Origin of the sequence: Galbitalea sp. SE-J8, assembly GCF_030345695.1 — a bacterium.
Classification (GTDB): domain Bacteria; phylum Actinomycetota; class Actinomycetes; order Actinomycetales; family Microbacteriaceae; genus JAUASV01.
Window position 1 is genome coordinate 91,728 of sequence record NZ_JAUASV010000004.1, and the last position, 12,156, is coordinate 103,883.

At 72.1% G+C, this 12,156-nt stretch carries 9 protein-coding genes; 4 read left to right on the top strand and 5 right to left on the bottom strand.

From position 1 onward, the window contains the following. Nucleotides 1-68: 68 nt before the first annotated feature. On the bottom strand, nt 69-2,693 hold the full coding sequence (locus QT381_RS04415) for an HtaA domain-containing protein (RefSeq protein WP_289247521.1): 2,625 nt from the start codon (nt 2,691-2,693) through the stop codon (nt 69-71). 54 nt (nt 2,694-2,747) lie between these two features. Beyond that, a complete protein-coding gene (locus tag QT381_RS04420) occupies nt 2,748-3,734 on the bottom strand; it encodes a serine hydrolase domain-containing protein (protein WP_289247522.1) in 987 nt (328 codons plus the stop codon). A 228-nt stretch (nt 3,735-3,962) separates the two neighbouring features. Between QT381_RS04420 and purS the strand changes: the two genes are divergently transcribed. Both purS and purQ read left to right on the top strand, forming a co-directional pair. Continuing rightward, nucleotides 3,963-4,211: a phosphoribosylformylglycinamidine synthase subunit PurS gene (gene purS / locus QT381_RS04425; RefSeq protein WP_289247523.1), complete on the top strand. Its 249-nt coding sequence runs from the start codon at nt 3,963-3,965 to the stop codon at nt 4,209-4,211. After that, nucleotides 4,211-4,918, top strand: a complete 708-nt coding sequence (gene purQ / locus QT381_RS04430; RefSeq protein ID WP_289247524.1) for a phosphoribosylformylglycinamidine synthase subunit PurQ — start codon at nt 4,211-4,213, stop codon at nt 4,916-4,918. The genes purS and purQ overlap by 1 nt, the downstream gene beginning before the upstream one ends. An 87-nt stretch (nt 4,919-5,005) precedes the next feature. Here the strand turns inward: purQ and QT381_RS04435 are convergent, their stop codons facing one another. Next, nucleotides 5,006-6,214, bottom strand: coding sequence for a mechanosensitive ion channel family protein (locus QT381_RS04435; RefSeq protein WP_289247525.1), 1,209 nt, complete (start codon nt 6,212-6,214; stop codon nt 5,006-5,008). Between the two features lie 144 nt (nt 6,215-6,358). Between QT381_RS04435 and purL the strand changes: the two genes are divergently transcribed. Continuing rightward, nucleotides 6,359-8,668, top strand: a complete 2,310-nt coding sequence (purL, locus tag QT381_RS04440; protein WP_289247526.1) for a phosphoribosylformylglycinamidine synthase subunit PurL — start codon at nt 6,359-6,361, stop codon at nt 8,666-8,668. Between the two features lie 57 nt (nt 8,669-8,725). On the opposite strand, the gene QT381_RS04445 is transcribed toward purL, so the two are convergent. Together QT381_RS04445 and QT381_RS04450 are read right to left on the bottom strand one after the other, a co-directional pair. Beyond that, nucleotides 8,726-9,028, bottom strand: coding sequence for a chorismate mutase (locus tag QT381_RS04445; protein ID WP_289247527.1), 303 nt, complete (start codon nt 9,026-9,028; stop codon nt 8,726-8,728). A gap of 20 nt (nt 9,029-9,048) precedes the next feature. Then, nucleotides 9,049-9,747 (bottom strand): type 1 periplasmic-binding domain-containing protein, encoded by a 699-nt coding sequence (locus QT381_RS04450; RefSeq protein WP_289247528.1) that lies wholly within the window; start codon nt 9,745-9,747, stop codon nt 9,049-9,051. A gap of 239 nt (nt 9,748-9,986) precedes the next feature. Here QT381_RS04450 and QT381_RS04455 point away from each other — a divergent pair, with 239 nt between their 5' ends. Then, on the top strand, nt 9,987-12,149 hold the full coding sequence (locus QT381_RS04455) for an Ig-like domain repeat protein (RefSeq protein ID WP_289247529.1): 2,163 nt from the start codon (nt 9,987-9,989) through the stop codon (nt 12,147-12,149). Nucleotides 12,150-12,156: the final 7 nt, after the last annotated feature.

Sequence of the window (12,156 nt, forward strand, 5' to 3'; positions counted from 1 at the left end):
GTTCACCGATCGTCGGGGACAGGACCCGGCAATGCTGCCACGCGCGCGCCCGCCGAGCAAGCCGACGGTCAGGCGCCGGAGTCGGCGGGCCGGCGGCGGGTGCGCAGCAGGAGCACGGCGAGCACGATCGCCGCGATGATCAGCACGCCCGCGGCGAGGGAGACGATGACGAGCGGGGCGGAGGACTCCGGCTCCGCGTCCTCGCCTCCGGTCGCGGGCGGGGCGGGCGTGTCCGCGGCGCCCGAGGGGGCCCGCGTCGGCGCGGGCGTCGGGTCCGCTCCGACCTTCGCCGCGCACCCCGCCGCCGTGGTCACGGTGAACGAGATCGGGTCGAACGCCGTGCCGGACTCGTAGTTCGGGAAGGCGACGTGCCCGGCATCCGTGAGCGCGGTCGGCACGTCCGATGCCGTGAGGGTCGTGCCGTCCGGGCTCACCCCGACGGTGCCGCCGGCGAGGTCGAGCGTGACGAATTGCACGGCACTCTCATCGATCTGATCGCCGTCCATGGTCGGGCCGCTCACGTCGAGCAGCAGGAGCGCCGTGTTCGCGTCGACGAACTGCAGCTGCGGGTTCGCGACCGTCGTGTCGAGCGCGCCGCCGTGACCCGTGAAGCGGATCGAGCCGGGGAACGAGACGAGCCCGGTGGAGCCGTTGTACGTGCCCGTGCCGCCGCTGAAGCCGAAGTCGGGCGTCGCGTACGTCGCTCCGTCGCCGACCCGCCACTCGCCGTTCGCGATCGTGCCGCTGATGTAGGCACGGAACGACTCCTTGAAGCCCCAGGTGATGCGTGCGGCCGTCACGGCGCACCGGTCGGCGGCGGGAGCGACGACGGTGAGCGGGGCGCCCCGATCGACACTGCCCTGGAGCGTGACGATGTGCGGGCCCGGCTCGAGCGTCGTCGGCAGCGCGCCGGTCCAGGTGACGCGACCGTCGGCATCCGCGGTGAGCGAGGTCGACAGCACGATGGGCCTCGAGTACACGACCGCCGCGATGCCCGCCTCTCCGCGGCCGAACCCGTCGGCTGTGACGCTGATCGAGTCGCCGGCGTGCAGGGTTCCGGGCGTGTCGACGGTCGCGCCCGCGCCGGCCGGCGGCTCGCTCGGCGCGGTGAACGTCGTGCGGTGGTAGGCCGCCGCGGTCGACGCCTGCGGCCGTGCCTTCTCGGGGGCGCCGATGGTGAACGAGATCGGATCCATCGCCGCGCCCACGGGGTAGAAGGCGCTGCCCCCGTACGAGAACGCGCCAGCGCCGGCCGCGGAGAGCGCGACGGGCGCGCCCGTGTACGACACCGCGCCGCGCTTCGTCGACCGTCGCGCCGCGCTCAGGTCGATCGCCGCGAACGGCACGCGCGCCCCGCCGTTCACGCGCAGCAGCAGCGTCGCCGCCCGCGCGTCGTCGACGCGCACGACGGGATCGGAGAGCGTGAGGTCGAGGATGCCGTGGTGGCCCGTGAACCGCACGGCACCCCGATAGGCGGTCGCGCCCGAGCGCTCGGCGTCGTCGTAGCCGCCCGCGCCCTTCTGCCCGAACCAGTACACGCCGCGCCGCTCGTCGGCTCCGCCGCGAAGCGTGATCGCACCCGCGGCGATCGGTCCCGTGACGTAGGAGCGGAACGATGACTTCACGCCCCACAGCAGCGAGCCGGACGCGGCTCCGCGCGAGGTCGGTGCGGGCCTGCCGGCCGACGCGGCGCCCGGAGTCGCGCTCGGGTCCGGCGTCGGCGCGCCGGGGGCGGCCGCCCCCGGAGCGGTCGCGCCGGGGGAGATCGCGCCGGGGGTGGTCGCGCCGGGCGGCGCGGGCGCGGGGGCCCCGGCGACGCTCACGACGAACGGCGTCGGCGCCTTGTCGGCATCGGTGACGGAGCCCGATGAGTACCAGTACGACGACAGTCCGGTGAGCTGGTGCACGTCGACGAACGACTGCGGCCAGGCGCCCCAGCCGGCGACCGAGCGATTCTGCGGTGTCGCACCGGCGGGCACCGCGATCGCGACACCCGCGTAGTCGGGCGCGACGACGAAGCCGTTCACGGCATCCGTCGTCACGCCGTGGAATGTCGCGAGCTGCACGTCCGGCACCGGGGTGATCGGCGCCTTCGCGGACGGGTCGCTGATGCTCGACGCGTACCCGCTCACCGTGACCGTGAGCGCGCCTGTGCCGTCGGCGTTCACGGTGAGCACGGGGTCGGAGAGGGTGAACGGCGCGAGGCCGCCGTAGAAGTTCACCGACCACGAGCCGGTCCACGTCACGACCGCGGAGCCGTCGGCCGCGAACGCGCCCCGCCCGTCACCGACCCGCACGAGCTGGGCAGCGGACCCGCCGGTGCCGACGTGGGCCGCGCGCGTGGCATAGGTCGCCGGGCTCTCGACCCCGGCCGCCGAACGCTGCACGATCGACACCGCCCCGGAGGTCGCGGCGTAGCCCGCCTCGGTGCCGTCCGACGCCCCCGCCGAGAAGTAGTCGCTCCCGCCGAAGAACGGCGCGCCCTGCATCTCGGCGTTGCCGCTCCACTCGAGCGTGAGGCCGTCGATGGACGTCGGCTCGGGGGCGGCGGTCGGCGCGCTCGCCGCGGTCGCCGCGGTCGCCGCGGGGAGCACGCCGACGCCGGCCAGCGCGGCGGCGAGCACGATCGGGAGCAGGCGGCGGGCGGCGAGACGCATGAGCACTTTCGGGGGGCGCGGAGTCCGGGCGGGCATCCGGATGACGCTCCAGGAAAGCAGGTAAGGCTTACCTAAGTCAACCGGATGCGGTCAGGGGACTCGCTTGTCGAGCTCGCGCACGAGCTCCCAGGCGCCGTCCTCATCGTTCGAGAGCACGACCAGGTCGACGTCGGCATCCGGGTAGCGGCGCAGCATCGCGCTCGCGCCGAGGCTCACGCCGTCGGCGTAGAAGGAGCGCACCGAGTCGTCGTCCTCCAGGTCGAAGCTCAGGCCGAACCCGTACGCGGTGTCCTCGTCGACGTCCACCTGCGGCAGCAGCAGCTCCTCGCCGAGCTCGCCCGGGACGAGCCGCCCGGTGAGCAGCGCGTCGAGCAGCCGGAGCAGATCGGGCGCCGTCGCCCACGCCCCCTCCGCGGGCCAGCCGACCTGCGGTGCGACCGCACGCGCCGCGGCGTCGCCCCCGACCGCGATCCGCTCGGGCTCGTCGCGCAGGTCGAGGAACCCCGAGGCGTCCATCCCCGCCTTCGCGAGCACGCTGCGGGCGATCTGCTCCCGGTAGGGCCGGCCGGTCGTCCGCTCGAGCGCGAGCCCGGCGAGCACGTAGCCGGCGTCGGAGTAGGCGACCGTCGTGCCCGGCTCGGCGACCGGCTCCTTCCCGACGAACAGCGGCAGCCAGGCATCCGTCGTCCCGAGGTCCGCGCCGGACCGCGCGGCGAACAGCGCCTCGTAGCTCTCGCCCGCCTCCTCGTCGGCGATGTCGGCGATCCCGCTCGAGTGCGTGAGCAGCTGCAGCAGGTCGACCGCGACCGGGACGCGGGTGCCCGCGAGCGCCGGCACGTAGTGGTGGATGCTGAGCTCGAGATCGAGCGCGCCCTGCTGCGCCTGCTGCAGCACTCCGATCGCGGTCAGCAGCTTCGTGATGCCCGCGATGTCGTAGCGCGTGTCGATCGTGGTCGCGACTCCGGGCCTCGCCTCACCGCGCGCGACGGAGAACACCTCGCGGCGCCCCTCCCGCACTGTCGCGACGCCCGCGAATCCCGTGTCGTCGAGGAAGGCGTCGAGGCCGGAGATGTCCACGTTCCGAGCCTACGGGCCCCTCTCTCCCCGCCTCCCCCGTCCGGTCGAGCTGCGTGCGCGTTCAGAACTCCGGATCGATGCGTCTCCATGACGCCCATTCCGCCCGGAAGCGGCCGCCGCGAGTCGATTGCACAGGAGTTCTGAACGCGCACTCGCCCGTCCCGCCCGCGGGAGCGCGGCCGGTAGACTCGGGGCCGTCCCCACCGCGCCAATCCCGGGAGAGCATCCGTGCCCACCATCGTCGTCGAGGTCATGCCCAAGGCGGAGATCCTCGACCCCCAGGGCAAGGCCGTTCTCGGCGCGCTCGGCCGTCTCGGCAAGACCGGCTACTCGGGCGTGCGCATCGGCAAGCGCTTCGAGCTCACGGTCGACGGCGAGGTGACGGATGCGGTGCTCGCGGAGGTGCGCGAGCTCGCCGACGACATGCTCGCGAACACGGTCATCGAAGACGTCGTGAGCATCGAGGTGCAGCCCTGATGTCGCCGCGCATCGGGGTCATCACGTTCCCCGGATCGCTCGACGACCGCGACGCGCAGCGCGCCATCCGCATCGCGGGCGCCGAGGCCGTCGCGCTGTGGCACCAGGACCACGACCTGCAGGGCGTCGACGCGATCGTGCTGCCCGGCGGGTTCAGCTACGGCGACTACCTGCGCGCCGGCGCCATCGCGAGCCACGCGCCGATCATGGCGGAGGTCGTCGACGCGGCGAACCGCGGCGTGCCCGTGCTCGGCATCTGCAACGGCTTCCAGATGCTCGCCGAGGCGCGCCTCATCGAGGGCGCACACACGCGCAACGAGCACCAGCAGTTCATCCGTCGCGATCAGAAGCTCAGCGTCGAGACCACGGCGACCGCCTGGACGAGCGGATTCGAGGCCGGGCAGGAGATCACCATCCCGCTCAAGAACGCCGACGGCCGCTTCGTCGCCGCGCAGGAGGTCATCGACCGGCTCGAGGGCGAGGGCCAGGTGGTGTTCCGCTACGTCGAGGTCAACCCGAACGGATCGATGAACGACATCGCGGGCGTTTCGAACGCGCGCGGCAACGTCGTGGGCCTCATGCCGCATCCGGAGCACGCGGTCGAGCCGGGCTTCGGCCCCGACACGCGCGCCGCGATGAAGAGCGGCACCGACGGGCTCGTCTTCTTCACGAGCGTCATCGAGGGGCTGCTCGCCCGCGCCCGTTGATCGCTCAGGGGACGCAACCCGTCGGAATAGGGCTGCCTATTCCCGCAGTTTGCGTCCCCTGAGCGTCGGCTTCAGCGCGAGGGCGGCTCAGCGCGCCGGCGGCTCGTCGGGCGTGCCCTGCGTGTCGGGCAGCGGGATCGCCGAGGTGAACGTCTGGGCGCGCTCCTCCGCCTCGGCGGAACCGGTGAACAGACCGCCGGTGTCGGTAGACGGACCGCGCCGGCGCGCCGGGGCCGAGTCGGCGGCGCGCGCCCGCTCCTCGACGAGCTGCACGCGCGTGAGCGGCAGGGCCGCGGCATCCGTCGTGTGCAGCCACTCCACCAGCTGCTCGCGCACGAGGCAGCGCAGGTCGAAGAGCGTCGGCGCGTCCTGCGCCGTGAGCAGGACGCGGATGCGCACGGAGCCGCCGACGGCATCCGTCACCTGCAGCACCTTCGCGCGGCCGTCCCACAGCTCGGTGCCGGCGAGAACCTCGTCGAGCCTGCGGCGCATCTCGGAGGGCGACACCCGCCAGTCGACGTCGAACTCGACGCTGCCGAGCAGCTCGCTCGACCGCCGGGTCCAGTTCTGGAACGGCGTCGTCGTGAAGTACGTCGACGGCAGCACCATGCGCCGGTCGTCCCAGATGTGCACGACGACGTAGGTGAGCGTGATCTCCTCGATCTTGCCCCACTCGGTCTCGACGATCACGACGTCGTCGACGCGCACGGCATCCGTGAACGCGATCTGCAGTCCGGCGATGACGTTCGCGAGCGTCGACTGCGCGGCGAGACCCGCGACGATCGAGACGACGCCGGCGCTCGCGAGCAGCGACGTGCCGACCGCCTGCACCTCCGGGAAGGTGAGCAGCGCGGCCGCGATCGCGATGAGCCAGATCACGACCATGATCAGCCGCCGCACGATCGCGATCTGCGTCTTCGCCCGCCGGGCGACGCGGTTGTCGCGCACGTCGGTGCGGTACCGGCCCATCAGCCGGTTGAGCAGGGCGCCGACGACGGCGCTCACGAACCACGCGGCGAGCACGAGCACGGCGATGACGAGGGCGTGCGCGATGCCGTCGCGCCAGTCCCGGTCGAGCGGCAGCGGACGCACGGCGATCGCGATCCAGACCGCCACGACGACGAGCAGGAAGCGGAACGGATGCCGCGCGCTCGACACGAAAGCCGCCGCACCGTCGTGCCGCCGCGCCGCCCGACGCGCGATCACCGCCACGACGATCATCACGACGATCGCGATGAGGAGGGCGGTGCCCACCGTGATGCCGGAGGCGATCCAACGGTCCCAGTCGTGCCTCATCCGTCGTCCTCCCGAGCGTGCGAACAGCGATCGGTCCAGGCTAGGGACGACGCGGCCGAGCACTCAGGGCGCGCGGAGGTTGACGCGCGCGACCGGTCGCCCCGGGCCCGTGCCCGCGGCCCGCGCGCCGGTAGGCTGGAGGCCGTGACCGACGCCACCACGCCTGCCGTTCTCGACACCGTGGCGAACGCCGCAGCCACCCCCGAGAGGCAGCAGCCGTACGCCGCCCTCGGCCTCAAGCCCGACGAGTACGAGCGCATCAAGGAGATCCTCGGCCGGCGTCCCACGAGCGGCGAGCTCGCGATGTACTCGGTGATGTGGAGCGAGCACTGCTCCTACAAGTCGAGCAAGCCGTACCTGCGCCAGTTCGGGCAGAAGGTCACCCCCGCCATGAAGAAGAACCTCATGGTCGGCATGGGCGAGAACGCGGGCGTCACCGACATCGGCGACGGCTGGGCCGTGACGTTCAAGATCGAGTCGCACAACCATCCGTCGTACATCGAGCCGTTCCAGGGCGCGGCGACCGGCGTCGGCGGGATCGTGCGCGACATCATCTCGATGGGCGCCCGCCCCGTCGCCGTCATGGACGCGTTGCGCTTCGGCCGGATCGACGACCCCGACACGGCGCGCGTCGTGCACGGCGTGGTCGCCGGCATCAGCTTCTACTCGAACTGCCTCGGCCTGCCGAACATCGGCGGCGAGACCTACTTCGACTCCGTCTACCAGGCGAACCCCCTCGTCAACGCGCTCGCGGTCGGCGTGCTGCGCCACGAGGACCTCCATCTCGCGAACGCCCGCGGCGTGGGCAACAGGGTCGTGCTGTTCGGCGCCCGCACGGGCGGCGACGGCATCGGCGGCGCCTCGATCCTCGCGAGCGACACGTTCGCCGAGGGGGGACCCACGAAGCGCCCCGCCGTGCAGGTGGGCGACCCGTTCGCCGAGAAGGTGCTCATCGAGTGCTGCCTCGAGCTGTTCCGTCTCGGGCTCGTCGAGGGCATCCAGGACCTCGGCGCCGCGGGCATCTCGTGCGCGACGAGCGAGCTCGCGTCGAACGGCGACGGCGGCATGTTCATCGAGCTCGACAGCGTGCTGCTGCGCGACCCCACGCTCACGGCCGAGGAGATCCTCATGTCGGAGAGCCAGGAGCGCATGATGGCGGTCGTCGAGCCCGCGAAGCTCGACGCGTTCCTCGAGGTCGTCGCCAAGTGGGACGTCGAGACGAGCGTGCTCGGCGAGGTCACCGACACCGGCCGCCTCGTCATCCAGTGGCACGGCGAGGAGATCGTCAACGTCGACCCGCGCACCGTCGCGGTGGACGGGCCGGTGTACGACCGGCCCGTGGCCTACCCGGCCTGGCTCGACGCCGTGCAGGCGGACACGGCATCCGTTCTCGAGCGTCCCGCGGGCGGCGAGCAGCTCAAGCTGCAGGTGCTGCGCCTGCTCGGCAGCGCGAACCTCGCCGACAAGCGCTGGGTCACCAACCAGTACGACTCGTACGTGCTCGGCAACACGGCGCTCACCTTCCCGGACGACGGCGGCATGGTGCGCGTCGACGAGGAGACCGGCCTCGGCTTCGCCGTCGCGACGGATGCCAACGGCCGCTGGTGCTACCTCGACCCGTACCAGGGCGCGCGGCTCGCGCTCGCCGAGGCGTACCGCAACGTCGCCGTCACCGGTGCGACGCCCGTCGCGGTCTCGGACTGCCTCAACTTCGGCAGCCCGGAGAACCCCGAGGTGATGTGGCAGTTCTCCCGCGCGGTCGCGGGGCTGTCCGACGCCTGCCTCGACCTGGAGATCCCGGTCACGGGCGGCAACGTGTCGTTCTACAACCAGACCGGCGACGTGCCGATCCACCCGACGCCGGTCGTCGCCGTGCTCGGCACGATCGCGGATGTCGCGGAGCGCATCCCGAGCGGCTGGCAGGACGAGGGCCAGAACATCTACCTGCTGGGCGAGACGCGCCTCGAGCTCGACGGCTCGGCCTGGGCCGGCGTCGTGCACCAGCACCTCGGCGGCCTGCCCCCGGCGGTGAACCTCGACCGCGAGCGCGCGCTCGCCGACCTCATCGCCGCGGGCAACGCGCAGAACCTCATCTCGGCCGCGCACGACCTCTCCGACGGCGGACTCATCCAGGCGCTCGCCGAGAGCGTGCTGCGCTTCGGCATCGGCGCGCGGGTGTTCCTCGGCGAGGTGCTGGAGCGCGACGGCGTCGACATCGCGACGGCGCTGTTCAGCGAGTCGACCGGCCGCGTGATCGTGAGCGTGCCGCGCGAGGACGACGTGCGCTTCCGCGGGCTGTGCGAGGGACGCGGCTTCCCCGTCGTGCGCATCGGCGTGACGGATGCCGGCTCGGCGCTCGAGATCCAGGACCAGTTCACGCTCAGCGCCGCCGAGCTCGTCGACGCCCACCGCGCGACGCTCCCGGAGCGCTTCGGCGCGGTCGTCGGCGCCTGACCCGTCCCCGCCCCTGACGGAGGAGGCACGCCGGCGCCGGTCCGCCCCTCGCGGCGCCTACTCCGCCGCGTCACCGCCCGCGAGGCGCTCGTGGTGGTGGATGACCTCCGCGACGACGAAGCCGAACCACTTCTCGGCGAACTCGGGATCGAGGTGCGACTCCTCCGCGAGGCGGCGCAGGCGCGCGACCTGCTCGCGCTCGCGCTCCGGGTCGCTCGCGGCGAGCCCCTCGCGGGCCTTGAGCACGCCGACCTTCTGCGTGAACTTGAACCGTTCGGCGAGCAGGTGGATGAGCGCGGCGTCGATGTTGTCGATGCTCTGCCGCAGCTCGACGAGCTCGGTGTGGGGCGCATCCGGCATGGTCCGAGACTAGCGCGCGGTCAATCCACCCAGACGACGATGCCCGTGATGCCGCTCACGACGGCCGCGATGCCGGCGCGCAGCGCCCGTCCCGCGCGCTCGTCGGTGAACGACGCCGGGTCGTAGTGGCTCGCGTTGCCGAGACCCTCACCACGGAATCCGGCGCCGGTCCAGTCGGCCGCGGTGACGTTGACGGTCGGCTCGGCGAGCTCGGCGCCGACGACGAGGAACTGCTGCGCGAGCACCACGGGCGTGAGCGCCGCGAGCGGATCGACGAGCTGCTCGCCGGCGCTGATGATGAGGTCGGGCTTCTTGTCGATGGCCGCGGTCACGGCGTCGAGCAGCGTCGAGGCCGACGTCGCCGTGACGGTCTCGAGGGCGACGTGCTCGTCGGTCGCCCACGACCGGATCGCGGAGACGAGTGTCGTCGTGGGGGCGTCGTCGCCGAACGTGACCAGCACGACCGAGTAGCCCGCGGGCGGGTGCACGTCGGCCCACGACCCATCGACCGGGTCGAGCGTGCCCTCGGGCGCCGGCGGGTGCGACGGATCCCAGAAGCCCGCGCCGAGCGCACTCGCCGCCGTGGTCGTGGCCGGGGCCGGCGTGTCGCTCGCCGGGATCGACGGCGTGCCCGACGCGCATCCCGCGATCAGCGCGGCGGCGGCAACGGCCACCGCCCCGGCGACGGACGAACGGATGCGGCGGGCACGGCTGATCACGGGGCGGGACTCCGGTTGGTGCTGGTTCGGGGCCGGCGCCGGTTCGGGGTGTGCGGAACGGCGCCCGGCTCGGGCTGCGCCCATCGAAGCACGTCGGCGCGCTCGAAGCCGTCGATCCGGGCGGTGTGCACGGATGCTTTGCCCAGCCGTCGACATCCGTTCACCCCGCGTTCGGGTGACACGAGAACCGTGATCGTGGGCATCCATCCCGCCCACACCCATCACGAAGGACAGGTCTAGTGATCACATCCCGTCCCGATGCCGCCCAGCGGCGTCGACACCTCGGACGCCGCGTCGGCGTCCTCGCACTGAGCGCCTCGCTGCTCGCCTCGGCGGCGGTCGCCGGCGGCGTCGCCACCGCCCAGGCGGTCAGCAGCATCGACACCGAGAAGCCGCTGACCGTGCTGCTCGGCGTGGGCGCCGACGAGTCCCAGCGCATCGCGTCCTGGTACTTCCACGACGGCACCCCGCAGGCGCTCGAGATCGAGAAGACGAGCGACCTCTCCGCGGGCGCGTTCAACGGCAAGAAGCGGGTCATCGCCGCCGCGACGGCCGCGAACACCGCGGCGGATGCCAGCACCGGCGCCAAGCAGGTGGGGTACTACAACTCGCACGCGACGATCGACGGCCTGCAGCCGAACACGACGTACTCGTACCACGTCGGCGCGGCGGACCACTGGTCGCCCACCTACACGATCACGACGAAGAGCTTCTCGGGCGACTACGACTTCCTGTTCTTCGGCGACCCGCAGATCGGCTCGTCGGGCGACGCGGTCGAGGACGGCGTCGGCTGGGCCGCGACCCTCAACTACGCCACGTCGGTCGACCCGCAGGCGGAGCTGCTCGTCTCGGGCGGCGACCAGATCGAGGTCGCCAACAACGAGGACCAGTGGGCGCAGTTCGCCGACCAGACGGACGTGCTCAAGCGCTACCCGTGGGCGTCGACGATCGGCAACCACGACGTGGGCGGCAAGGCCTACGAGCAGCACAACACGCTGCCGAACAACCTCAAGAACGCCGACTACTACCCGGGCGGCGCCACCTCGACGAACTCGGGCGGCGACTACTGGTACTTCTACAAGGACGTGCTGTTCATCGACATCAACTCGAACGCGTACGCGGGCGGGGCGGATGCGGCGCACGTGAACTTCATCAAGGGCGTCGTCGGCAAGGTCGGCCAGCGGGCCAAATGGACGGTGCTCGTGTACCACCACTCGATCTACTCGCCCGCCGACCACGCCAACGACCTCGACAACCAGCAGCGGCGGTACGACTTCACCACCGCGTTCTCGAAGCTCGGGATCGACCTCGTGCTGCAGGGCCACGACCACAGCTACACGCGCAGCTACGCGATCCTCAACGGCCACAAGGCGAACCCGGACGAGCAGCCCGCGCAGCCGGAGGTCTTCTCCGGTCCCGGCGGCGTCATCTACGTCACGGCGAACTCGGCATCCGGCTCGAAGTACTACGACCTGACGAAGCCCGACGCGAGTCAGAGCGACTACGGCCCCGACCCGCTCGACCCCACCGGCCAGCGCCACTGGGCGAACTCGGTCGAGAACCAGGAGCACGTGCGCACGTACGTGCAGGTCGGCGTCACGGACGACAAGCTCAACGTGCAGACCGTGCGCGCGGGTGACTGCGCGGCGCCGAACTCGGCCGTCGAGCTCAACCGGACGACCAAGCCGGGCTGCGGTGTCACGCTCGCGCCGGTCGCGATCGACCCCGTCACCGGCGCGGTCTCCGGTGGCGACGCGGCTCCCGTCGGCTCGCTCGTCGACCACTTCTCGCTGTTCAACGCGCTGCCCGCCAACACGGTGAGCCTCAGCACCTCGACCGACTCGGTCGAGGCCGGCTCGGCCGCGACCGTGACGCTCGCCGCGACCGTGGGTGGCGGCCTCGGCGCGCAGACCGGCTCGGTGACGTTCTACGACGGCGGGACCGTCCTCGGCGCGCTGCCGCTCGCGAACGGCTCGGCGAGCCTCACGATCCCGTCGTCCCTCGCGATCGGCGTGCACGCGCTGACCGCGAAGTTCTCGACGGGCTCGCTCTTCACGGGCGCGGACACCACGTCGGCGGCCGCGGCCCTCACGGTCACCGCCCCGCCGGAGCCCCCGGCCACGACGCCGACCAAGCCGGTCAAGAAGGTCGCGTCGAAGACCACCGTGAAGTGGTCCAAGAGCAAGGTCACCGTGACCGTCAAGGCGACCGGCCAGAAGGTCGCGGGATCGGCGAAGGTCTTCGACGGCTCCAAGAAGGTCAAGACCGTCAAGATCACCAAGGGCAAGGGCACCGCGAAGCTCAAGCTCAAGAAGGGCACGCACAAGCTCAAGGCCACCTTCGTCGCCACGACGAAGATCGCCGCGAGCACGAGCCGGACGATTCGAGTGCGCGCCTTCTGACCGAGAC

What these genes read in the sequence shown, in the direction of transcription:
- QT381_RS04415 (WP_289247521.1), bottom strand. Translation starts at nt 2,693, where the DNA reads ATGCCCGCCCGGACTCCGCGCCCCCCGAAAGTGCTCATGCGTCTCGCC.
- purQ (WP_289247524.1), top strand. Translation starts at nt 4,211, where the DNA reads ATGTCGCCGCGCATCGGGGTCATCACGTTCCCCGGATCGCTCGACGAC.
- QT381_RS04435 (WP_289247525.1), bottom strand. Translation starts at nt 6,214, where the DNA reads ATGAGGCACGACTGGGACCGTTGGATCGCCTCCGGCATCACGGTGGGC.
- QT381_RS04445 (WP_289247527.1), bottom strand. Translation starts at nt 9,028, where the DNA reads ATGCCGGATGCGCCCCACACCGAGCTCGTCGAGCTGCGGCAGAGCATC.